General features: G+C 74.1%; 17 protein-coding genes and 1 riboswitch. Of the genes, 9 read left to right on the top strand and 8 right to left on the bottom strand.

The features are described from left to right. Positions 1-154: 154 nt before the first annotated feature. From E4U91_RS21165 to E4U91_RS21155, 3 genes are read right to left on the bottom strand one after another with little or no spacing between them, the layout of a single operon-like run. A complete protein-coding gene (locus tag E4U91_RS21165; protein ID WP_174867836.1) occupies positions 155-1,357 on the bottom strand; it encodes a VWA domain-containing protein in 1,203 nt (400 codons plus the stop codon). Further along, positions 1,354-3,768 carry a DUF5682 family protein gene (locus tag E4U91_RS21160; RefSeq protein WP_168218141.1) on the bottom strand — a complete coding sequence of 805 codons (2,415 nt, stop codon included), beginning with the start codon at positions 3,766-3,768 and terminating at the stop codon, positions 1,354-1,356. The genes E4U91_RS21165 and E4U91_RS21160 overlap by 4 nt, the downstream gene beginning before the upstream one ends. After that, positions 3,765-4,919 (bottom strand): ATP-binding protein, encoded by a 1,155-nt coding sequence (locus E4U91_RS21155; RefSeq protein WP_137308286.1) that lies wholly within the window; start codon positions 4,917-4,919, stop codon positions 3,765-3,767. The genes E4U91_RS21160 and E4U91_RS21155 overlap by 4 nt, the downstream gene beginning before the upstream one ends. Before the next feature lie 147 nt (positions 4,920-5,066). Here E4U91_RS21155 and E4U91_RS21150 point away from each other — a divergent pair, with 147 nt between their 5' ends. Then, the gene (locus E4U91_RS21150; RefSeq protein WP_137308285.1) at positions 5,067-6,443 is read left to right on the top strand and encodes an SWIM zinc finger family protein; all 1,377 of its coding nucleotides are present in this window, start codon (positions 5,067-5,069) and stop codon (positions 6,441-6,443) included. A 127-nt stretch (positions 6,444-6,570) separates the two neighbouring features. Further along, positions 6,571-8,196 carry a DUF5691 domain-containing protein gene (locus E4U91_RS21145; RefSeq protein WP_137308284.1) on the top strand — a complete coding sequence of 542 codons (1,626 nt, stop codon included), beginning with the start codon at positions 6,571-6,573 and terminating at the stop codon, positions 8,194-8,196. A gap of 116 nt (positions 8,197-8,312) precedes the next feature. Here E4U91_RS21145 and E4U91_RS21140 read toward each other — a convergent pair whose 3' ends face one another. After that, the gene (locus tag E4U91_RS21140; protein WP_067240128.1) at positions 8,313-8,735 is read right to left on the bottom strand and encodes a coenzyme B12-dependent isobutyryl CoA mutase small subunit; all 423 of its coding nucleotides are present in this window, start codon (positions 8,733-8,735) and stop codon (positions 8,313-8,315) included. 512 nt (positions 8,736-9,247) lie between these two features. On the opposite strand from E4U91_RS21140, the gene E4U91_RS21135 reads away from it, so the two are divergent. Further along, positions 9,248-10,129, top strand: coding sequence for an esterase/lipase family protein (locus tag E4U91_RS21135; protein WP_137308283.1), 882 nt, complete (start codon positions 9,248-9,250; stop codon positions 10,127-10,129). A gap of 187 nt (positions 10,130-10,316) precedes the next feature. Beyond that, complete coding sequence (locus E4U91_RS21130; RefSeq protein ID WP_241678645.1) at positions 10,317-11,864, top strand: M23 family metallopeptidase; 1,548 nt, start codon at positions 10,317-10,319, stop codon at positions 11,862-11,864. Positions 11,865-11,963: 99 nt separating this feature from the next. Here E4U91_RS21130 and pcrA read toward each other — a convergent pair whose 3' ends face one another. Further along, positions 11,964-14,435: a DNA helicase PcrA gene (gene pcrA / locus E4U91_RS21125; RefSeq protein ID WP_137308281.1), complete on the bottom strand. Its 2,472-nt coding sequence runs from the start codon at positions 14,433-14,435 to the stop codon at positions 11,964-11,966. Positions 14,436-14,665: 230 nt separating this feature from the next. Further along, positions 14,666-14,841: riboswitch (cyclic di-AMP (ydaO/yuaA leader) on the top strand. Between the two features lie 7 nt (positions 14,842-14,848). Here pcrA and E4U91_RS21120 point away from each other — a divergent pair. Both E4U91_RS21120 and E4U91_RS21115 read left to right on the top strand, forming a co-directional pair. After that, on the top strand, positions 14,849-16,051 hold the full coding sequence (locus tag E4U91_RS21120) for a C40 family peptidase (protein WP_137308280.1): 1,203 nt from the start codon (positions 14,849-14,851) through the stop codon (positions 16,049-16,051). A 122-nt stretch (positions 16,052-16,173) separates the two neighbouring features. Further along, positions 16,174-17,172, top strand: coding sequence for a tellurite resistance/C4-dicarboxylate transporter family protein (locus tag E4U91_RS21115; RefSeq protein ID WP_137308279.1), 999 nt, complete (start codon positions 16,174-16,176; stop codon positions 17,170-17,172). On the opposite strand, the gene E4U91_RS21110 is transcribed toward E4U91_RS21115, so the two are convergent. Continuing rightward, complete coding sequence (locus tag E4U91_RS21110; protein ID WP_137308278.1) at positions 17,150-17,503, bottom strand: hypothetical protein; 354 nt, start codon at positions 17,501-17,503, stop codon at positions 17,150-17,152. The two genes, E4U91_RS21115 and E4U91_RS21110, sit on opposite strands and share 23 nt — an antisense overlap. Before the next feature lie 468 nt (positions 17,504-17,971). On the opposite strand from E4U91_RS21110, the gene E4U91_RS21105 reads away from it, so the two are divergent. After that, entirely contained in the window at positions 17,972-19,051 is a 1,080-nt protein-coding gene (locus tag E4U91_RS21105; RefSeq protein ID WP_137308277.1) for a C40 family peptidase, read from the top strand. Between the two features lie 45 nt (positions 19,052-19,096). Here the strand turns inward: E4U91_RS21105 and E4U91_RS21100 are convergent, their stop codons facing one another. Together E4U91_RS21100 and E4U91_RS21095 are read right to left on the bottom strand one after the other, a co-directional pair. Continuing rightward, positions 19,097-19,822, bottom strand: coding sequence for a LuxR C-terminal-related transcriptional regulator (locus E4U91_RS21100; protein ID WP_137308276.1), 726 nt, complete (start codon positions 19,820-19,822; stop codon positions 19,097-19,099). Further along, on the bottom strand, positions 19,819-21,111 hold the full coding sequence (locus tag E4U91_RS21095; protein WP_137308275.1) for an ATP-binding protein: 1,293 nt from the start codon (positions 21,109-21,111) through the stop codon (positions 19,819-19,821). Before E4U91_RS21095 ends, E4U91_RS21100 begins: the two co-directional genes overlap by 4 nt. Positions 21,112-21,538: 427 nt before the next feature. Here E4U91_RS21095 and E4U91_RS21090 point away from each other — a divergent pair, with 427 nt between their 5' ends. After that, positions 21,539-23,032, top strand: coding sequence for a PspC domain-containing protein (locus E4U91_RS21090; protein WP_241678868.1), 1,494 nt, complete (start codon positions 21,539-21,541; stop codon positions 23,030-23,032). Further along, positions 23,019-23,321, top strand: coding sequence for a hypothetical protein (locus tag E4U91_RS39045; RefSeq protein WP_241678644.1), 303 nt, complete (start codon positions 23,019-23,021; stop codon positions 23,319-23,321). The genes E4U91_RS21090 and E4U91_RS39045 overlap by 14 nt, the downstream gene beginning before the upstream one ends. Positions 23,322-23,427: the final 106 nt, after the last annotated feature.

The following is a 23,427-nucleotide window of genomic DNA, read 5'->3' as shown; positions in this document are numbered from 1 at the left end:
GAGGGGCACGGGCCGGGGCCCTGCGGGGCGTCGAGAGGCACCGATCCTCGCACGCACGTCCCACGCTCGCGCAAGCCCCCCGTTACCGATGGGTAGGCATGTCCCGTTTTGCTGGCGGGAACAGGTCGACAAGTCGTCAGCCGCCGGGCCCGCCTCAGGCGCCGTCCGGTATCGGCAGCGGCCGCTTCTCGATCGCCGCCGCCATCACCTCCGGGAACAGGTCGGGCGTACAGGCGAACGCCGGTGCCCCGAGCGCCGCCAGGGCCGCCGCGTGCTCCCGGTCGTAGGCCGGCGCGCCCTCGTCCGACAGCGCGAGCAACGCCACGAACTGCACCCCCGACGCCTTCATCGCCGCCACCCGCTTCAGCATCTCCTGCCGTATGCCGCCCTCGTACAGGTCGCTGATCAGCACGACCACCGTGTCCGCGGGCCGGGTGATGCGGGCCTGGCAGTAGGCGAGCGCCCGGTTGATGTCCGTACCGCCGCCCAGCTGGGTGCCGAACAGGACGTCCACGGGGTCGTCGAGCTGGTCCGTGAGGTCGACGACGGAGGTGTCGAACGCGACCAGCCGCGTGGTGAGCGACCGCATCGAGGCGAGCACCGCCCCGAACACCGACGCGTACACCACCGACGCCGCCATCGACCCCGACTGGTCGATGCACAGGACCACGTCCTTGCGCACCGACCGCGCCGCCCTCCCGTACCCGACGAGCCGCTCCGGCACGACGGTGCCGTGTTCGGGCAGGTAGTGCTTGAGGTTGGCGGCGATCGTGCGGTTCCAGTCGATGTCGTGGTGGCGCGGTCTGCTGACGCGCGCACTGCGGTCGAGGGCGCCGGTGAGGGTGGCGCGCGTGCGGCTCGCGAGCCGCTTCTCCAGGTCGTCGACCACCTTGCGCACCACGGCCCGTGCCGTCTCCCTGGTGGTCTCCGGCATCGCCTTGTTGAGCGAGAGCAGCGTGCCGACGAGGTGCACGTCGGCCTCCACCGCCTCCAGCATCTCCGGCTCCAGCAGCAGCGTCGACAGCCCGAGCCGGTCGATGGCGTCCCGCTGCATGACCTGGACGACGGAGGCGGGGAAGTACGTCCGGACGTCGCCCAGCCAGCGCGCCACCGACGGCGCGGACGCCCCGAGCCCCGCCGAACGGTCCCGTCCCGCCTGCCCCTTGTCGTCCCTGCCGTACAGCGCGGAGAGCGTCTGGTCCATCGCCGCGTCCTGCCCGGACAGCCCGTGCCCGGTGCCGTCGGCCGTGTCTCCCCCGAGCACCAGCCGCCACCGCCGCAGCCGCTCGGCCGCCCCGCCGTCCGTCACCCCGGCCCCCTCGCCGTACTCGCTCCCGCTCCCCGCCTCGTCCGTCATCTCCCCGCCCCCGCCAGGCCGTCCCGCTGCCGCTCCGCTTCCTTCTCCGCCGGGTCCGTGCCGAGCAGCAGCCGCACCACGGGGAGCACGGCGGCCGCCCGCGCGGTGTCCGGCTCGGCCGCGAAACCGGCGACCCCCGCCCCGATGCCGGTGACGCCCGCCCGCTCCCCCGGTCCGCGGCGCACCAGCTCGCCCAGCGTCCGGCGCACGCCGGGTTCATACGCGGAGAACGTCCGCCGCAGCAACGGCAGGACGTCCGTGAACGCCTCCGCCGACACGCCCGTCAGCCAGCCGTCGACCAGCGCCAGCAGCCGTTCGTCGTGGACCAGCAGCATCCCGCCCCCGGCACCGCCCCCGACGAACCCCTCGATCCACGCGGCCGCGTCCGCCGGCGGTGTCCCCACCGACAGGGCGAGCCCCATGAGCCGGGCCGCCTCGTCGGCGTCCACCTCACCCCCGTCCAGCAGCAGGCGTACCGCCCGCCCCCGTATCCCCCCGGGCACGCGGTCCCGCCCGGACAGCACCCGCAGCACCGACCGCCAACGGCCGCGCAGGTCCGTGTGGCGCGGCGCGGGGCCGTCCCCCAGCAGCCCCACCGCCCCGTGCACCGCGTCCACGTGCCGCCGCATCTCCTCCGCGGCGTCGGCGTCGAGCCCCGCACACGCCGGAGGCAGTCCGACGAACACCCGCTCCGCCAGGCCCGCCGCGACCTCCGCCAGTGCCGCGGTGTCCGTGCCGCGCACGTCGCCGTAGCGCAGCGACCGGACGAGCGCCGGCAGGGCCTGGGCGAGGTGCCCGACGTCGGTGTCCAGGGCCGCCCGGTCGGCGAGGACCCGCATGACCGCCGGGAGCGCGTCCGACAGGCCGGCCAGGAGACAGCTCTCGGCGAGGCCCGTGACCTCGGCGAGCCCCGGCGCGGCGACCGCGTCCGCCTCGGCCCTGGCGGTGGCCGCCGCGAGCACCGTCGTGCCCCACATGCCCGCCTCGGCGACCCGCACCGACAGCTCCGGCTCCCACCGCAGCCGCCAGGTCTCCCGGAACGTCCCCGTGCTCCCCCGCGACACGATCCGCTCGCCCCACGCCACGCCGAGCAGCCCCAGCCGGTGCAGGAGCCTGCTGCGCTCGGCGTCGGTCTCCTTGCGCAGGTCCAGCTCCACCTCCCGCTCGCGTGCCTCAGGCTTGAACCGCAGCCGCCGCTGCTGCCGGTCGAGGTCCCGCTGCAACGGCACCGCGGGCGCGCTCGCCGGCACTTCCCCGAGCACGTCCCCGACGACCAGCCGGTCCCGGACCAGCGCCAGCGGCACGTCCGAGCCGTCGCACATCACCGCCCGCACCGCGTCGGTCGTCTCGCCCAGCCCGGGCAGCGGGCGGCCGCGCAGCACCGCGAGCGCCTCCGCCAGCCGGACCGCCTCGATGACGTGCGCCGAGGAGACGAGGCGGTCCTCCTCCCGCAGCAGCCCGGCCACCTTGGTCATCCACCGCTCCACGGGCCGGTCCGGCGCGCCGAACAGGTGCCCGTACCAGCCGGGCGAGTCGATCCCCGCGCCGTACCCGCTCGCCCGCGCCAGTCGCCGGTGCGTCCACGGCACCCAGGTCAGGTCCGCCTTGATCTTGGGCAGCCCCTTGAGCAGGGCCCGGTCGGCGGCGACGGACGCCCGCCGCCGCAGCGCCGGCACGTGCCACGCCCCGCACACCACGGCCACCCCGTCGTCCCCGACCTCCCGCCCCGCCGCCCGCGCCTGGAGCCGCATGTACGCCTCGCGTACGGCGTCCCGCTCGTGGCCCCCGTCGCCGTAGGTCTCGCGGAGCGCCCCCATCGCCTCCTCCAGCGCGGCGAACGGCGCGAACGGGTCGCCGTCCCCCACCCCCCGGTGCTCGACGACGTCCTCCCACCACCGCTCGGGGTCGTCGTACCCGGCGGCCTCGGCCAGCGCCCGGAGCGGATCGAGCCGCACGACCGCGTGCGGCGCCCCGTCAGCGGCGGCGTCCTGGTCTGCGTCGCCGTCGCTCGGGGCCTCCTCGTTCTCCTTCTCCTTCTCCTTCTCCTTCTCCCAGGCCAGCGTGTGGGTGGCGGGCAGGTCGATGAAACGGGCGGGGACGCCGTGCTCCAAGGCCCAGTGGATCGCGACCCACTCGGGGGAGAACTCGGCCAGCGGCCAGAACGCCGAGCGGCCGGGCTCGTCGACGGCATGGGCGAGCAGGGCGACCGGCGGGCGCATCCCCTCGTCGGCGGCGAGCGGGACCAACGCGTCGGCCTCGGGCGGCCCCTCGATCAGCACGACGCGCGGCCGTGCCGCCTCCAGAGCCGCCCGCACGGCCCGGGCCGACCCCGGCCCGTGGTGCCGTACGCCCAGCAGCAGGGGGCCCTCCTCGGCCGCGCCGCCACCGCCCCGGGGCGCGTCCCCGCTCACCCGCTCACGTCCCGGCAGGCGCGGTAGAAGTCGGTCCAGCCCTCGCGCTCGCGGACCACCGCTTCCAGGTACTCCTGCCAGACGACCCGGTCGGCGGCCGGGTCGCGCACGACCGCACCGAGGATGCCGGCCGCGACGTCGCCGGGCCGCAGGACGCCGTCGCCGAAGTGCGCCGCCAGGGCCAGCCCACCCGTCACCACGGAGATCGCCTCGGCCGTGGAAAGCGTGCCGCTGGGCGACTTGACCTTGGTGCGCCCGTCGGCGGTGATGCCGTCGCGCAGCTCCCGGAAGACGGTCACCACCCGGCGGATCTCGTCGATGCCGTCGGGCACGGCGGGCAGGTCCAGGGAGCGTCCGATCTGGTCGACGCGGCGGGAGACGATGTCGACCTCGGCCTCCACGCTCGCCGGGAGCGGCAGCACGACCGTGTTGAACCGGCGGCGCAGGGCGCTCGACAGCTCGTTGACGCCGCGGTCGCGGTCGTTGGCGGTGGCGATGAGGGTGAAGCCGCGGACCGCCTGCACCTCCTGGCCGAGCTCCGGTATCGGCAGCGTCTTCTCCGACAGGATGGTGATGAGGGTGTCCTGCACGTCGGCGGGGATGCGGGTCAGCTCCTCGACGCGGGCCGTCATGCCCTCCGCCATGGCCCGCATGACGGGGCTGGGCACGAGGGCGTCCCGGCTGGGGCCGTTGGCCAGCAGCTGGGCGTAGTTCCAGCCGTAGCGGATGGCCTCCTCCGGGGTGCCGGCCGTGCCCTGCACGAGGAGGGTGGAGTCGCCGCTGACCGCGGCGGCCAGGTGCTCGGACACCCAGGTCTTGGCCGTGCCGGGGACGCCGAGCAGCAGCAGGGCGCGGTCGGTGGCGAGCGTGCTGACGGCGACCTCGACGATGCGGCGGGGGCCCACGTACTTGGGGGTGATCACCGTGCCGTCCGGCAGGGTGCCGCCGAGGAGGTAGGTGGCGACCGCCCACGGCGACAGCTTCCAGCGGGGCGGGCGCGGGCGGTCGTCGTGGGCCGCGAGCGCGGTGAGTTCGTCGGCGAAGGCGTCCTCGGCGTGCGGCCGCAGGGGCTCTCCCGTACCTGCCGTGTTAGCGGGCGCGGAGTGGGTCCCGCCCGGTGTGGCGGACGTGTTGTCGGCGGTGACGGACATGGCTGGGAGTCCCCCTCCAGCTCGGCCGGTTCGGATCTGGTGACCACCTTGCACCATCCCACTGACAGTCCGTCCCGACCTGCGGAAATACCGTTCCGGGGGCGATCGGGGAACGCATTGTCAGTGGGGGGATCTACCGTCGTCGGCATGACTCAGCAGGGGGTGCGCTGGACCGCGGACCAGGTGCTGGCACTGGCGCCTGACGACGCGTCACGCACGGCGGGCAGCAGACTCGGCTCGGCCGGTGCGTGGTCGCGGACGGGGAGTTCGCGGGAGGGGGCGGTGTGGGGTCTGTGCAAGGGCAGCGGCGCGACGCCGTACCGGACGGTCGTCGACCTCGCGGACCCCTCGGGTCCGGCGTACCGGTGCAGTTGCCCCAGCCGCAAGTTCCCGTGCAAGCACGCTCTCGGACTGCTCCTGCTCTGGTCGGGCGGGCAGCCGGTGCCGCCGGCCGAGCCGCCGGAGTGGGCCGGGCAGTGGCTCACCGAGCGGCGCGAACGCCTCGGGAGGGAGCAGGCGGGGGAGGGGGAGGAGAAGGCGGAGGGGTCGGCGGCCGACGCGGCGGGGGGTGCGGCGGACCCGGAGGCGGCGCGGCGTCGTGCGGAGCGCCGGGCCGAGCGGATCGGCGCCGGCGCGACCGAGCTGGAGCAGCGGCTGGCGGACCTGCTGCGGTCCGGCCTGGCCTCGGCCGAGCAGTCGGGGTACGGGCTGTGGGAGGAGACGGCCGCCCGCATGGTCGACGCCCAGGCGCCCGGGCTGGCGGGGCGGGTCCGTGAGCTGGGCGCGATACCGGGGTCGGGACCCGGCTGGCCGGCGCGGCTGCTGGAGGAGTGCGCGCTGCTGCACCTGCTGGACCGCGGCTGGCTGCGGCGCGCCGAGCTGCCCGACGGCCTGGCGGCGACGGTGCGCAGCCGGGTCGGTCTGACCGGCACGGCGGACGGCCCGCCGGTGCGCGACAACTGGCTGGTCCTCGCCCAGTACGACACGGCGGACGCGAAGCTGACCACCCGCCGCATCTGGCTGTACGGCACCGGGTCCGGCCGCACGGCCCTGCTCCTGTCCTACGGGCCCGTGGGCCGCTCCCCGGAGCTGGCCCTGCCGGTCGGTCTCGCGCTGGACGCGGAGCTGTCCGCGTACCCGGACGCGGGCCGGCAGCGGGCCGCGCTGGTGGAGCGGCACGCCCCGCCGGAGCCGACCCCGGTGCGCCCACCGGGCGTGACGACCGTCGAGGCCGCCGCCCGCTACGGCGACGCCCTGCGCGACGACCCGTGGCTGGACTCGGTCCCGGTGACATTGGACGACGTCGTGCCGACGCCGGACGGCGACTCCTGGCAGCTCGCGGACGCCGACGGCGGCACCGCCCTGCCGCTCACGTCCTCCGCCGCGTCCCGTCCGGGCCTGTGGCGCCTGGTCGCGCTGTCGGGCGGGGCCCCGGTGAAGGTGTTCGGCGAGTGCGGCCACCGCGGTTTCACCCCGCTGACCGCCTGGCCGTCCGGCGCGGGAGAGGCGGTCCCGCTGTGCTGAGCCCCCACCGCTGCCCGCCGCCGTTCCCTCACGTCACCGCCGTATACAGGCATATCTCCGGTCACATCGGACACCCGGTTCCGTACGACGGTTCCAGCACTCGGGGATTGCGCCGGAAAGGAACGTCATGAAGGGCACCGCAGCCGCGCTGCCGCCCAGCGGCGGCACGGACACCTGGGAGGAGCTGGTCACGGCCGCCCTCCTCGGCACCGACCGGCGCACGCCGCCGGGCGTGGCCCCGGGGCCGTCGGCGCCGCTGGCCCTGCTGGACAGGGCGGCCGCCGAGACCGTACGGCGCAGGGCCGGGCTGCGGCCGGGCCCGGCCGCCCGCCGCCCCGAGCCGGCGCCCGCGGACCCGCGTCCGCCGCTGCCCGCCGCCGCGGCCCGCAGGCTAGCGATGCTGCTCGCCGACCGGCCGGGCGCGGCGTCCGGCGGCCGGCGCGGCGCGGCCCCCGACCTGATGGAACTGCTGCCCCAGTGGCTCGCCACCGCCAACGCGCGCGGGTACGCCCCTCCCCCGCAGCTCCTGGCCGCGCTGCTCGACGCGGCCCGCGGGCGCACGGACCTGCGTCCGGCCGCGCTGGAGTTCGCCGGGCCGCGGGCCCTTTGGCTGGCCCGGCTCAACCCGGACTGGCGGTTCGCGCTGCGCGCGCTGCCCGGCGGCGGGGCGGCCCTGCCCCGCCCCGAGGAGACCGACCGGGTGCGGAGGCTGTGGGAGGAGGGGCTGTTCGCCGAGCGGGTGGCCCTGCTCGCGGCCGTGCGCTCCCGCGAGCCCGACACCGCGCGCGAGCTGCTGGCGACGACCTGGGCGACGGAGCGGGCCGAGGACCGCCTGATGTTCCTGGACTCCCTGCGCACGGGCCTCGGGCCGCGCGACGAGCCCTTCCTGGAGCAGGCCCTCGCCGACCGCTCCCGCAACGTCCGGGCGACCGCGGCCGAGCTCCTGTCGGCGCTCCCGGAGTCCGCCCTCGCCGCCCGAATGGCGGTACGGGCCGCCACGTGTGTCGCCCTGGACCGCACCCGGCCCGAGCCGGCGCTCGTCGTCGAGGCTCCGCACGAGTGCGACGCGGGCATGGAGCGGGACGGTGTGGTGCCCAGGCCGCCGGCCGGGCGGGGCGAGCGGTCCTGGTGGTTCGGCCAGCTGGTGGAGGCCGCCCCGCTGGCCACCTGGCCCACGCGTCTGGGCGGCCGTACGCCGGAGCAGATCGTGGCGCTGCCGGTCGCCGACGACTGGCAGGGCGAACTGCACGCGGCCTGGTGCCGGGCCGCCGTGCGCCAGGGCGATCCGGCCTGGTCACGGGCGCTGCTGGGGCCTCCCTCGGCGCCCGAGGCGGGAGGTCCTGGGGCCGTCTCGCTCGCCGAGCGGGCCAAGCTGCTGGGCGCCTTGCCGACCGGGGAGCGGGCCGAGTGGGTGGCCGGGTTCATCGCCACGCACGGCTTGTCGGAGGCGTTCCAGCTGCTCGGCGTGTGCGCGGTCCCGTGGGCCGCGCCGCTGGGGCGGGCCGTGGTCGACGCGCTGAACATCGCCCGGGATGCGGGCAGCTACCCATGGAGTTTCAGTGGCGTCATGGGTCTCGCCGAACGCTGTCTCGACCCGTCGGAGGCCGGTCGCCTCGACGCCCTCATGGCCGTCCCGGACGAGCCGGAGGACGCGTCACCGGGTGCCGGGGGCTACTGGGCGGAGGCGTTCCAGAGGCTGGTGACGACGCTCAGGTTGCGAGGGGTGATGAGGGAGGAGCTGGAGGCGCCATGACGCTCGGTCCCGTTCACGACACGCCCGCCCACAGCCCGACGGGGCGCCCGGAGCCACGGTGGCCGTGGCTCCCGGTGGGCGCCCGTCCCGGTCCGTCCGTGCGGGGAGGCCGGGTGTCAGCTACCGGAGCCCGCCGGCTGCCGGACGTTCGCCCGCACCCAGTCGACGATCGACTGCGTCGTGGCCCCGGGCGTGAAGATCTCGGCGACGCCCTTCTCCTTCAGCGGCGGGATGTCCGCCTCCGGGATGATCCCGCCCCCGAACACGAGGATGTCCGCCGCGTCCCGCTCCTCGAGCAGGGCGATCACGGCGGCGAAGAGCGTGTTGTGGGCGCCCGACAGGATGGACAGGCCGATCGCGTCGGCGTCCTCCTGGATCGCGGTGTCCACGATCTGCTCGGGGGTCTGGTGGAGCCCGGTGTAGATGACTTCCATACCGGCGTCGCGCAGGGCACGCGCGATCACCTTGGCCCCGCGATCGTGGCCGTCGAGCCCCGGCTTGGCCACCACCACGCGGATCGGACCGGCTGCCACACCCATCACTGCCTCCATGAAGCGACTCCGTCCATCCGTACCCGCCCCGGTGCGACCTTGCACACCCGCCAGTACTCCGGACGCCCGCACCACAGCGTGCGGGGAAGTGAACGAACGTTATCGCCAGCATCCCGCAACCGGCCGTTTCACGGTGGGGACCGAGGGGGAAATCACACGGTGGGACACATTCACCGCGCGTCGATCCCCCTCCTGGCGGGGGACCAAGCGCACCGGGAGCCGCAACGGGGTCGCCGTACCGCAGCGCCGCAGGCCGTGCGGCGCGAGGACACGGCGCACCGACGCCGGCACGACGGACACGCAGGACAGGTACGGCACGACAGCGGAACGCCTCGTCGCCACACCGACACGGGGCCCCGTCCGGTCACCGGCGCCCGCGCCGTTCGCCGCTCCTTCCCGCCGCGGTGCCGCCGTGCCCCGTCGCCTTCCTCGCCCACCGTCTCCCACGAGGGCACACGGGGGTCGCAGGTGGTCCCCGGCGTGCCGACAGGAGGTCGGCCATGAAGGTCACCGACGCGTTCGAGCCGTTCCTCCCGCTGTGCCAGCGGCTGCTGCCGTGCCGGCTGGCGGGACTCTCCGTGGCCCTCCTGAAGGCGACCGCGCTGGAGTTCGCGATCCTGGCCGGGCACCTGCTCCTCTACCCGTCCGGCCTGATGCAGGAGCGCCGGGAAGCGGCCGCGCTGGAGTCCGCCGAGGGCGCCGAGGACCCGGCGCGCCTGCCCACCCAGGGGCCGCCCCCGGTCGTGCTGCTGCACGGCTTCATCGACAACCGCTCGGTGTTCGTGCTGCTGCGCCGCAGCCTCGTCCAGCACGGCAGGCACCGGGTCGAGTCGCTCAACTACTCGCCGCTGACCTGCGACATCCGCACCGCCGCCGAGCTGCTGGGCCGCCACATCGAGGAGATCTGCGACCGCACGGGCAGCCCGCAGGTCGACGTCGTCGGGCACAGCCTGGGCGGCCTCATCGCCCGCTACTACGTGCAGTGCCTCGGCGGTGACCTGCGCGTGCGGACCCTGGTCACGCTGGGCACCCCGCACTCGGGCACGCGCGTGGCGCCGCTGGCCAACGCCCACCCGATCGTGCGCCAGATGCGCCCCGAGTCCCCGCTGATCCAGGAGCTGCAGGCGCCCGCGCCCGGCTGCCGTACGCGGTTCGTCAGCTTCTGGAGCGACCTCGACCACCTGATGGACCCGCTGGAGTCCGCCTGCGTCGCCCACCCCGACCTGCGCGCGGAGAACGTGCGGGTGACCGGCGTCGGCCACCTCGCCCTGCCCGTGCACCCGGCGGTCGCCACCGGGATCCGGCAGGCCCTCGACGGGACGGGCACCCGGGACACGAACGGCACGACGAAGACGCACCGGGGCGGCCTGACGGTCGCCTGAGCCCCTCACGACTTCGAACAGAGGTCGAACATAGGGCCAAGGTCGTGCCCGCCGTCCCCCGAAACACGGCCGAATGCCCGTTTCCAGCGCGCGCGAAACCGGTCGAAGATTGTCGCGCCCGCATACCGCCGGGTACAGTCGCCGCACTGCTCTGCCAGCCCCTGTTGTCGAGGCGAAAGAGAAGTTGGTGAACGACCGTCACCCGTCGGGGACTCTGACCACCCCGACCACGGCCTCCGAGGCCGCCTCGGCGCCCTATGCGTCGTACGGCAGCCAGGAGGCCCAGTACGACGGTTACGCCACGTACGACTCCGGCTTCGACGCACAGGGTTCCCCGGGCGTCCACAGCACGGATGCCCACACTTCTGGTTTCCACGCTTCCGGCGCTTACACCCAGGATTTCACCCCGTCCGGTGCCGACCACGGCTCCCCCGCCGACCACGGCACCGCCCACGCCTACGCGACGGGCACGTACGACACCACCCAGTGGGTGACCGGCACGCACCACACCCTGCACTACGACCCGTACGCGGCCCAGCACCACGCCGCCTACGACACGGGCGCGTACGACACCACCAACTGGTCCGCGGGCTACGAGCAGTTGTCGGCCATCCCGCAGCAGACCGCGGCGCCCGACACCAGCGGCCAGTGGGACGCGAGCGCCTGGCTCCAGCCCGACCCGTCCGGCAGCCCCGCCGACCAGACCCAGCAGTGGGACTGGAACGCGCAGGGCCTCGACCAGCCGTACGACACGGGCACGTTCGACACCGGCGCCTACGACGCCACCCAGTGGAACTCCGACGGGGACACCGCGGCACCGGACGCGCACGAACAGGGTGGCGAATCGTTCGACCAGCAGGTGACGTCCGGGTACGAGGACGCCCCGGGCGACGACGGGCTCACCGCCACCGGCGAGTTGCCCGCCGTGGAGCCGGGCCCGCTCCTCGACGAGCAGGAGGAGACCGCGCCCGCCCCGCGCGCGGCCACCCGCAGCGCGAACCGCTCCCGGCGCAGACCACCCCCGAAGCGCTCCGCGCTGCTGACCGTGGCGGTGCCCTCGGTCTGCGTGATGGGCGTCGCCGGGATCGCCGCCGCGTCGGTCGGCACGTTCACCGACGACGGCAAGGAGACCAGCGCCTCCGCCGCGGAGACCAAGTCGGTCAAACCGTCCGCCGCCAACAACACGCTGGACACGCAGCTCGAGACCCTGAGCGCCGAGGCCGACAACTTCGCCGACCGGGCCAGCCGCACCCAGGAGCGCATCGACCTCAAGGCGCAGCAGGAGGCCGAGAGGAAGAAGGCGGCGGCGGAGGCGGCCCGCAAGGAGCGGCTGCGCCCCAAGTACGCCCTCCCGGTCGCCACTCGCGGACTCAGCGCCTACTTCGGCCAGTCCGGCGTCAACTGGATGTCCCTGCACACGGGCATCGACTTCCCCGTCTCCTACGGCACCACCGTGATGGCCGCGACCGACGGCACCGTGCGCACGCAGTGGAACAGCGCCTACGGCAACATGATGATCATCACGGCCAAGGACGGCACGGAGACCTGGTACTGCCACCTCTCCAGCTACCGCGTCCCCTCCGGGACGACGGTCAAGGCCGGCGAGCCCGTCGCGTACTCCGGGAACTCCGGCAACTCCACCGGCCCGCACCTGCACTTCGAGGTACGGCCCGGTGGCGGCTCGGCGATCGACCCCCTGCCGTGGCTGCGCAGTCACGGCCTGGACCCGACCTGAGCCGGAAGCCGCTGGAAGCCCCCGCCCGTCAGCGGGGGCTTCGTCATGTCACGTCAGGCGTCCCCGCCCCGGGCCCACTCGCCTCGGAGCCGGCCCACCTCAGAGCTTCTCCACGGGCGCGTACCGCAGCAGCAGCCGCTTCGGCTTGGTGTCGCCGAAGTCGATCGTCGCCTCCGCGTTCGCCCCGGTGCCCTTGACCCCGACGACGGTGCCGAGCCCGAACTGGTCGTGCGTGACCCGGTCGCCCACGGCCAGCGCGACCACCGGCTGCTCCGCGGTGCGCCGGGTGGCGAAGCCGGACGCGCCCGAGGCCGACGAACGCGACCGGGTCGACGACAGCGACGCCGCCACGCCCGAGGCCGCGGACGCGGCCGGCGCACCCGTGCGCTTCCAGTCGACGTACGAGCCCGGGATCTCCTCCAGGAACCGCGACGGCGGGTTGTACGACGGCTGTCCCCAGGCGCTGCGCATCGTCGAGCGGGTCAGGTAGAGCCGTTCCCGCGCGCGGGTGATGCCGACGTAGGCCAGGCGGCGCTCCTCCTCCAGCTCCTTGGTCTCGCCGAGGGCGCGCATGTGCGGGAACACGCCGTCCTCCATGCCGGTGAGGAACACCACCGGGAACTCCAGGCCCTTGGCGGTGTGCAGGGTCATCAGGGTGATGACGCCGGAGCCGTCCTGCTCCTCGTCGGGGATCTGGTCGGAGTCGGCGACCAGCGCGACCTGCTCGAGGAAGTCGGCCAGCGTGCCCGTCTCCCCCTCACCGCGCTCCTGCTCGAACTCCAGGGCGACGGCGGCGAGTTCCTGGAGGTTCTCGATGCGGGTCTCGTCCTGCGGGTCGGTGGACGCCTGCAACTCGGCGAGGTACCCGGTGCGTTCCAGCACGGCCTCCAGGACCGTGGCGGGACCGGCGCCCGACTCGACGATCGTCCGCAGCTCCTCCATCAGCGCGTTGAACCGCTTGACGGCGTTGGTGGAGCGCGCGGCCATGCCGTACGCCTCGTCGACGCGCTTGAGCGCCTGCGGGAAGCTGATCTTCTCGCGCTGGGAGAGGGCGTCGATCATCGCCTCGGCGCGGTCGCCGATGCCGCGCTTGGGGACGTTGAGGATGCGGCGCAGCGGCACCGAGTCCTCGGGGTTGGCGAGGACGCGCAGGTAGGCCAGGACGTCCCGGACCTCCTTGCGCTCGTAGAAGCGGACGCCGCCGACGACCTTGTAGGGCAGGCCGACGCGGATGAACACCTCTTCGAAGACACGGGACTGGGCGTTGGTGCGGTAGAAGACGGCGACGTCCCCGGCCTTGGCGTCCCCCGCGTCGACCAGGCGGTCTATCTCGTCGGCGACGAACTGCGCCTCGTCGTGCTCGTTGTCCGCGACGTAGCCGGTGATGCGCGCACCCGCGCCCGCGTTGGTCCACAGGTTCTTGGGGCGGCGGGACTCGTTGCGCTCGATGACCGCGTTGGCGGCGGACAGGATCGTCTGCGTGGAGCGGTAGTTCTGCTCCAGCAGGATCGTCGTCGCGTCCGGGTAGTCCTCCTCGAACTGGAGGATGTTGCGGATGGTCGCGCCGCGGAAGGCGTAGATCGACTGGTCGGCGTCGCCCACGACACACAGCTCGGCGGGCGGGACCACGGCCTCGGGCGGCACGTCCACGGCGTGCTCGCTGCTGCCGACCAGCTCGCGCACCAGGGCGTACTGGGCGTGGTTGGTGTCCTGGTACTCGTCGACCATCACGTGCCGGAAGCGGCGGCGGTAGTGCTCGGCGACGTCCGGGAAGGCGCGCAGCAGGTTGACCGTCGTCATGATCAGGTCGTCGAAGTCGAGGGCGTTCGCCTCGCGCAGCCGCGACTGGTACAGGGCGTAGGCCTGGGCGAGGGTCTTCTCGAAGCCGTCGGTGGCCTGGGCGGCGAAGTCCTCCTCGTCGATCAGCTCGTTCTTGAGGTTGCTGATCTTGGCGCTGAAGGACTTGGGCGGGAAGCGCTTGGGGTCGAGGTCCAGGTCACGGCAGACCAGCGCCATCAGGCGCTTGGAGTCGGCGGCGTCGTAGATCGAGAAGGACGAGGTGAAGCCGAGCTTCTTGCTCTCGCGGCGCAGGATGCGCACGCACGCGCTGTGGAAGGTCATGACCCACATCGCGTTCGCGCGCGGGCCGACCAGCTGCTCGACGCGCTCCTTCATCTCGCCCGCGGCCTTGTTGGTGAAGGTGATCGCGAGGATCTGGCCCGGGTGGACGTCGCGCTCGGCGAGCAGGTGGGCGATGCGGTGGGTGAGCACGCGGGTCTTGCCGGAGCCGGCGCCGGCGACGATGAGCAGGGGCGTGCCGGCGTGCACGACCGCGGCGCGCTGGTTGTCGTTCAGCCCGTCCAGGAGCGCCGCCGGGTCGAGCACCGGGCGCGGGGCGCCGTCGCGGTAGTGGGTCTCCCGGTCCGGGGGCGCGTCGAACTTCCCGGCGAACAGATCGTCCGGAAGCGGTTCCGGCAGGTGATCGTCCTCGGGGGGCGGCGGAGGTTCCTCCTCGTGGCCCCGCGGGGCCTGGAGGTTCGCCAGGAAGCTGTCGTCAAAGAGGCTGCTCATCGCTCTACGAGTCTAGGGGGCCCCACTGACACCCCGGTCGCCCTCCCGGAAACTGGGCAGTCGTGACGCTCCGCGCCCTTCGCGACACACTGTGCTCCGGTGCAGATCCGGACACGCCGAGGTCACGAAAATGTATCGGGCATATCACCCGTCAACCTTCCCAGGCGCCCCACGCGTTGGCTACCGTTCCGGCAGGCCGTACGACACCCACCGGCGAACGTCGCCGGGCCGCGCGGCCTCCGCCGAGTCCGGCCCGCCCCCGACGGCAGCCGGAGCCGGGGACCCACCGAGATCCTTGGGGTGAATCGGCCCGTCCTCCCGCGGGGGGACACGGCCGTAGGGCAACCCTTCCGACCGACCGCCCGAACCCGACAGCTAACCCGGTAGGCGGACCGTGGAAGGAGTCGCCTCCCTTGGCGTCGCAGCACCGCAAGCCCCGCTCCGCGGGACCACGGGTGGCCGGGATACGCCCGCCCGTCCTCGCCACCGCCGCCCTCACCTCGGTGGCCCTGCTCTCCCAGACGGCGCACGCCGCGCCCGCCGACGACGGCAGGCCCAGTCTGGAAGAGGTCGAGAAGAAGGTCGACGACCTGTACCGCCAGGCGGAGTCGGCGACCGAGAAGTACAACGCCGCCAAGGAGCAGACCGCCACCCAGCGCCGGCGCGTCGACGGCCTCCTCGACGACGTCGCCCGGCGCACCCAGGAGCTCAACACCGCGCGCGAGGACCTGGGCACCTTCGCCGCCGCCCAGTACCGCACCGGCGCCACCACCCCCGGCACGGCGACGTTCCTGCTCGCCGACACCCCGCAGGACTACTTCGACCAGACCCAGCTCATGGGGCGGATGACCGAACGGCAGAAGAGCGCGGTCGACGACTACGTGACCGAGCAGGCGGCCACGATGAAGAAGCGCCAGGAGGCCTCGCAGAGCCTGCGGACGCTCTCCGACACGCAGAGCGACCTGCGGACCGCCAAGGCCACCGTCCAGCAGAAGCTCACGGCCGCGCGCGAGCTGCTGGCGCAGCTGACGGCGCAGGAGAAGGCGCGGCTCGCCGCGATCGAGAAGCGCAAGCAGGAGGAGGCCGCACGCCAGGCGGCCGCGCTGGCGAAGCAGCAGGCCGCGGCGCGGGCGGCCCAGCAGGAGAGCGCGTCCGGGTCCAGGTCCGGGTCGGGGGCGGCATCAGGGTCGGGGTCGGGGGCGGGCTCAGGGACGTCCTCGCCGTCCGCGGGCTCGGCCGCGACGGACCCCGCCTACGCCACCAGGGCCGACAAGGCGCTCGCCTTCGCCCGCGCGCAGATCGGCAAGCCGTACGTCTGGGGCGCCACCGGCCCCGGCTCCTTCGACTGCTCCGGCCTCACCCAGGCCGCCTGGAAGGCCGCCGGCGTCACCCTCCCACGCACCACCTACGACCAGGTCGACGCGGGCACCACCGTCCCGATCTCCCAGGCCCGGCCCGGTGACCTGGTCTTCTTCTACGGCGACGTCAGCCACGTCGGCCTCTACATCGGCAACGGCATGATGATCCACGCCCCGAAGCCCGGCGCGTACGTCCGCGAGGAGTCCGTCTACTACGACGGCGAGTCGGCGATCCACAGCGTGGTGCGGCCGGCGTAGCGGCGGCGTCTTCACGGGCGCACGCGCGCGTGGCCCGCTCGCACGGCGCCCGACGCTTCCCGGGTCGTGTCGGCTTTCGCGGGGCAAGCGCGACTTTGCGGACACGGCCTAGCATCGGGCGCATGTCCGGGACCTCACCTCTGCGCGCCTGGTGGGCGCACCGTCCGCCCGCTGCCGGGGCCGCCGTGATGGCGACCGGCATCCTGTCGGTCGGGCTGCGCCTCACCGGCCACGACCTCCTGTCCCGCCTCGCCCTGCTGGTGACCGCCGTCGCCTGGGTCGCGCTCGCGGCGGACTTCGTCGTACGGCTGGCGCGCGACCGTGCGCGGTGGCTGGCCGATGCGGGCACGCCCGGGGCGCTGACGGCCGTGGCGGCCACGACGGTCCTCGGGACGAGGATCTCGGTGGCGGGGTGGCAGTCGCTCGCCGCGGCGCTGCTGGCGCTCTCCGCACTGCTCTGGCCGGTGCTGCTGGTGCGCGTCGTACGGCACGTGCGGCCGCGCATGCCGGGAGCGGTGTTCCTGTGCTGTGTGGCCACCGAGGGGCTCGCCGTGCTCGGGGCGACGCTGGCACGGGCCGACGCGGTGGCGTGGCTCGCGCACACGGCGCTGGTGTTCTTCTGGCTGGGGCTGCTGCTCTACCTCTTCGCCCTCAGCCGTTTCGACCTGCGGCAGATCGCCACGGGCGCCGGTGACCACTGGGTGGCCGGCGGGGCCCTCGCGATCTCGGCGCTGGCGGGCACGAAGCTGCTGGCCGCGGACGACGCCGGCCTGTACCTGTGGAACGGCGACGACACCGACGTCCTGCGCACCGTCACCGGGGCACTGCTGGTGCTCGACCTGGCGTGGTTCGTGGTCCTGCTGACCGCGGAGCTGCTGTGGCGGCGCCCCGGCTACGACGTGCGCCGCTGGTCGACGGTGTTCCCCCTCGGCATGACGGCCGTGGCCACCCTGTCGGTCGCCCCCGCCCTCGACGTGCCCTGGCTCAAGGGGCCGGGGCAGGTGCTGCTGTGGATCGCGGTCGCGGCCTGGCTGGCCGTGGCGGCGGGAGCGCTCACCACGGCCCGGGCGGCGCTCGCCTCGCGCGGGTGGGGACCTGCTAGGTCCACAGGACCGCGATGAACACGTTGGCCACGGTCAGCAGGCCGACCAGGCCGAACAGGCCCTTGTCCACCTTCTCGTCGTCGCGCTTCACGTAGACGAGGCCGAGGATCACGATCAGCAGCGCCAGCTTCACGCCGATCTTGACGTTGTTGACGTGCTGGTCGTCCGCCTGGTTGAGGCCGACCAGGATCACGCCGGTGACCAGCATCGTCGCCGCGCCGTGCAGCATGGCCGGAACGAAGCGGGCGGTGCCCCGGCCCATCGCCTTCATCTGGGTCAGGAAGCCGCCGAGGAGCGCGGCGATGCCGATGATGTGCAGGCCGACGAAGAGATGGATGAGTACGTCCATGGGGCCGGACTCTAATCAGCCGCCCGGACGCCCCTCGACACCGGCCCCGTGACAAGCGCCCACGGCACATCCACCCACTCGCATATATGCGTCCATAGCAGCGCGCCCCTCCCTCGCGCCTCCCCTTCCCCACATCGGTCAGCGCGCCCCGCGAAGTCGACGCCGCCGGACCTCCGACACGGTCACATGCGGTCCTCGCTCGATCCACTCGTGTCATTTCCGTACATCTCGTCACCGGGTCGACACGGACGGGCCTAGCGTCCTCCCCCAGGTGACCGGCTCTCCACCGCCGCCCGGGCCAGGGCGGCGGTCGGGCACCACCGCCGAAAGGTCCGGCGGCGCCCCCGCTCCCCCGTGCGGGGCGTCGCCGGACCCGCCCGCCGTCCCCCGCGGCCGGGCCCGAGCTCCCCGGCACCTCGCCCCTCACGAGGGCGGGGGACGGTCGTACGAAAGGACGTGCAGTCCCACGTGGCAGCGCACCGCAAGTCCCGACAGCGCTCGCTCGGCGGCCATACGGTCCGCACCGCGGCCACCCTCGCGCTCGCCGGCGCGGCCACCGCGACCGCCTTCGACGGCACCGGCCACGCCGAACCGGCGCTGACCCCGGCGCAGGTCAAGGCCAAGGTGGACAAGCTCTACCAGGAGGCGGAGGTCGCCACCGAGAAGTACAACGGCGCCAAGGAGCGGGCGCACCAGGCCGAACAGCGGCTGGAGTCGCTGCGGGACGAGGCCGCACGCAAGGAAGAGCGGCTCAACTCCGCCCGCGAGGCGCTGGGTTCCGTGGCCGCCGCGCAGTACCGCAGCGCCGGGCTCGACCCGGCCGTGCAACTGGCCCTCTCCGACGACCCCGACCAGTACCTCGACGGCGTCGCCCTCGCTGAACGCGCCGGTGACCGCCAGTCGGCCGCCGTCGCCGGCGTCCGCAAGCAGCTGCGGGAGATCGAGCAGGTGCGCGGCGCCGCCCGCGTCGAACTGTCCGCCCTGAAGACCCGGCGGGCCGAGCTCCAGCAGCAGAAGAAGACGGTCACCGACAAGCTGGACGCGGCCCGCCGGCTGCTGTCCCGGCTGACCGCCCGGGAACGCGCCCGCATCGCGGCGGACACCGCGGCCTCCGGTGCTTCCGGCCGCGCCTCACGCACCGCGCCCGGCGCGCGCACCGGCCTCGCGGCACCCGGCTCCGCGACCGCCCAGGCCCCCACCTCCCGCGCCGCCGCGGCCGTCGCCTACGCCTACTCCAAGCTCGGCAGCCCCTACGTGTGGGGCGCGACCGGCCCCAACGCCTTCGACTGCTCGGGACTCGTCCTGGCCGCCTACCGCTCCGCCGGCGTCTCCCTGCCCCGCACCACCTACGCCCAGATCGACGCCGGCCGCCGGGTCTCGCGCTCCGAACTCCGCCCCGGCGACCTGGTGTTCTTCTACTCCGGCATCAGTCACGTCGGCCTGTACGTCGGCAACGGCCGGATGATCCACGCCCCGAACCCCTCGGCCCCGGTGCGCATCGCCCCCATCGACGAAATGCCGTTCGCGGGAGCGACCCGGGTGGCGTGAACGGGCCGAGGGTGTCAGCGCATGCGGTCACCGGGAGCTGCTCGCTCAGACAAGTCTCCGGGCCGTCGCCCACCGGGTGAGCTCGTGGCGGTTGGACAACTGGAGCTTGCGCAGGACCGCCGAGACGTGGGACTCGACCGTCTTCACCGAGATGAACAGCTGCTTGGCGATTTCCTTGTAGGCGTAGCCCCGCGCGATGAGCCGCAGCACCTCGCGCTCGCGCTGGGTGAGGCGGTCGAGGTCCTCGTCGACCGGCGGGGCGTCCGTGGAGGCGAAGGCGTCCAGCACGAACCCGGCCAGCCGGGGGGAGAAGACCGCGTCGCCCTCCTGGACCCGGAAGATGGAATTGATCAGGTCGGACCCGGTGATCGTCTTGGTGACGTAGCCCCGCGCACCGCCACGGATCACGCCGATCACGTCCTCCGCCGCGTCGGAGACCGACAGGGCGAGGAAGCGGACGGGCTGCGCGGCGTCCGCCATCAGCGCGGCGCAGCGACGCAGCACCTCGACCCCGCCACCGCCCGGCAGGTGCACGTCGAGGAGGACGACCTCGGGCCGGGTCGCGGTGATCACCGTGACCGCCTGGTCGACGTCCGCGGCCTCTCCCACGACCTCCACGCCGGTCTGCTCGGTCTGGCCGATCTCCGCCTGCACCCCCGTGCGGAACATCCGGTGGTCGTCGACGAGGACCACCCGCACATGGCGCCGGCCGGCGCCGTCGGCTGCCTGCTCCCCCGCCGCCGTCGCGTTCGTCTCGGTCGGATCGCTCATGACGTCTTCTCCGCCCTCTCCATCTCCAGCTCGACCTCCGTGCCGCCGTCGGGCACCGCCCGCAGCCGCGCCGTACCGCCGTTGCGCTCCATGCGGCCGATGATCGATTCTCTGACACCCATGCGGTCGGCGGGTATGGAGTCGAGGTCGAAGCCGGGACCCCGGTCGCGCACGGACACGAAGACCGTCCTCCCCTCGACTTCGGCGTAGACCTGTACGGCGCCGCCCTCGCCACCGTACTTGGCGGCGTTGACCATCGCTTCGCGCGCGGCCTGCATCTGTGCCGCGATGCCTTCGTCGAGCGGGCAGTCCCCGACGACCACGACCTCGATGGGCACCCCGTGCTTGTCCTCGACCTCGGCGGCGTTGCGCCGGACCGCGTCGGCGAGGGTGGCCGGCTCGTCGGCCTCGTCCTTGCCGGTGCCCTCCGGCTTGTACAGCCAGGTGCGCAGGTCGCGCTCCTGGGCGCGGGCCAGGCGGCGCACCTCCGCGGCGTTCTCCGCGTTGCGCTGGATCAGGGTCAGGGTGTGCAGCACGGAGTCGTGCACGTGGGCGGCCACCTCCGCGCGCTCCTGGGCGCGGATGCGCATCAGCCGCTCCTCGGACAGGTCCTGGGTCATCCGCACCAGGTACGGTCCGGCGAGCAGGGTGATGCCGACGAGGACCGCAAGCGCCGCCTGGAGGACCGAGCCGAGGTGGGCGACCGAGCCCTGGAGGACGAAGACCCCCGAGACGCCGGCGGTGACCAGCAGGACGCCGCCGACCGTGCGCAGCAGGGTCAGGGTGCGTCTGCGGCGCCCGACCTCGACCCAGCGGGCCCGGCGGGCGTTGTCCGCCTGCCGCCACACCAGCGCGACGCCGGCGCCGACGAGGACGGCCGGCAGCAGGTAGGCCTTGGCGCCATTGCCCAGGTTGACGTTGCCGACGAAGACCACGGCGACGACGACCATGAGGAGCAGGGCGACGATCTGGCCCTTGTCCGGCTTGCGCGCCACGAGTCTGCGGCGGCCGTCGGGCGACGTCTCGGTGGTCACCAGGGACGGTGGCCTCTGCGCCTCCACCCCGCCGACGCCGAGCGGCACGAAGAACCAGAAGGCCGCGTACAGCAGCGCCCCGAGCCCGTCCGCCATGAACAGGCCCACGAACACCAGTCGCACCCAGATCACGGGCAGCCCGAGGTGCCCGGCGAGCCCCCGCGCCACACCACCCAGCCAGCGTCCGTCGCTGCTGCGGTAGAGCTTGCGCGGCGGCCGCAGTTCGACGAGTGGCGCAGTGGCGGCTTCCGGCATGCCAACGATGGTCACACGGCGGGCGGGCCCGGGCATCAGGGTTCTCCCCCGAGACGTCCCTGATCTGGAGCGTCGCCGCGCCTCGAACGCCTCCCGGCCCGGCCTCAGGGCCGATCTCAGGGTCCGACCAGGGTCGTTCCGACTGCCGCGACGGCGCCTCGCCCGCCACCATGGACCCATGACGGATCACCAGCACGCCGGGGATGCCGTGCCCGACGGGGGCGCCGCGTCCGACGCGGCCACCTCGTCCTCGCCGGCGACGCCCGGCGCCGCGGGTGAGGAGCCGCGCGCGCACGAGCGGGCGGGCGGGCGCGCGGAAGAAGGGGTGTCCGCGGGGCCCGCAGCGGGTGGGTCCGGTGCCGGTGGAGAGAGGGGTGCGCCCGAGGGGGCGGGCCGGGGTGGGGAGGCGAGCGTGGGAGAGCAGAGGGTGAGGGACGGGGTGGCAGCGGACACCGGGGCGGGTCCGGCGGGCGGGCGTCCCGAAGGTGCAGGTCCCGTCGGGTCGGGTTCCGTAGGAGCAGGGCCCGTCGGAGCGGCGGGCGCCGGGGAACGGCACACGGACGGCGACATCGGCGACGTCGGTGACGTCCGCGACGGCGGAGGGGCGACCGCGCCGGGCGGCGTCACGGGCGGCGCACCGGGGGCACCGCACCACTTCCGGCGGGACCGGGAGCACAAGATGCTCGCCGGGGTCTGCGCGGGACTGGGGCGGCAGTGCGACATGGACCCGGTGATCTTCCGGATCACCCTGGCCGTGCTGTCCGCGACCGGCGGCATAGGACTGATCTTCTACGGCTTCGCCTGGCTCTTCGTGCCGTTCGCGGACGACGACCAGAACGAGGTGCGCCGGCTGCTCACCGGCCGGGTGGACGGCCAGGCGCTGACCGCGGTGCTGTTCGCGCTGGTCGGCTGCGGGGTGTTCCTGACGATGCTGAGCAACGGCGGGGTGCTGACCTTCGCCGTGATCCTCTCCCTGCTCCTGGCCGGCGCCGGGTACTGGTCGCAGCGGCGCGGGGCGCCCGACCCCGACCCGTTGGCCGCCCAGGCCGTCGCCGACGCCCCGCCCGAGGCCCAGGCGCCACCGGTACCGGCCGCCTACCCGTCGTGGTGGCGCGAGCCGATAGTGAAGGACGGCACGCACGTCGGGGGCACTGGGTACCTGTGGGGTCCGCGCGACTCCCGCGACCACGACATCCTCGGGGCGGTCGACATCGGCCTCGACCCGTCCTACCCCCACGGCCGCGAGTCGGTGCGCGTACCGCACCAGCAGGCGGCGCGCAGGGCACGCGGTCCGCGCTGGATCGGTGGCTGGCTGTTCCTGCTGGCGCTGCTGGCGGGTGGCCTGACCAGCCGACTGGTCTGGGACGAGCACCCGCTCGGCACCAGCCTGCAGGCCGGTTTGTCGGCGGCGCTGATCGTGCTGGGCGTGGGCATCGCGGTCAGCTCCTTCCTGGGGCGGACCGGCGCCGGGTCGGTGTTCCTGGCGATCGTCACGGCGGGCCTGCTGGCCGGCTCGACGGCGCTGCCCCGGGACATCAGCACCCACTGGACGACCACGACGTGGCGCCCGGCCGCGGTGGCGGACCTGCGCCCGTCGTACGACCTCGGTACCGGCGACGCCACGCTGGACCTGTCCCGGCTGAGACCGCCCGCGGGACAGTCACTGAGCACCGATGCCGAGGTGGGACTGGGCCGGCTGCGGGTCGTCGTGCCGAGGGACGTGACGGTGCGGCTGACGATCGACGTGGGCCTGGGCGATATCCAGCTGCCGGGCGACGACCGGAAGGACGTGGACGTGCAACCCCACAAATACAAGCAGGTGACGCTGACGCCCGTCTCGGGCGGCGGGAACACCGGGACGCTCGACCTGGACCTCCAGGTCGGTGCGGGACAGGCGGAGGTGAGCCGTGCTGCGTCATGAGTTCCGGCCGGGCCGGCTGGTCGCGGGCACGTTCTTCGTCCTCGCGGGCGTCACGTTCGCGGGCGACGCGGGCGGGCTGTGGGACACGCCGTGGTTCGCGATGATCCCGATCGTCGCGGTCGGCCTCGCGCTGGCCGCCGTGACGGCACTGCTGGCCGGGGGGATACGCAGGCGCCGCCGGGGGACGGACGGCGCGGGCAGTGCGTCCGGCGGGGGTGGTGCTTCCGGCGGGGCCGAGGGCCGTGGCGGGGCTACGGCGTCCGGGGCGTGGAGGGGGCCGACGGGCTGAGGGGAGCTCGGCCGACCCGCACAGCCGGCAGACCGGTCCAGGGGTCCGTCGAGGCTGCGATGGACGTCCGTGGGGGCGCGCGTGGGCGGACGGCGAGGACTGCGTG

The sequence above is a fragment of the Streptomyces lasalocidi genome (genome assembly GCF_005280215.1).
GTDB classification, from domain to species: domain Bacteria; phylum Actinomycetota; class Actinomycetes; order Streptomycetales; family Streptomycetaceae; genus Streptomyces; species Streptomyces longwoodensis.
This window is presented reverse-complemented; position numbering and strand designations above follow the sequence as displayed.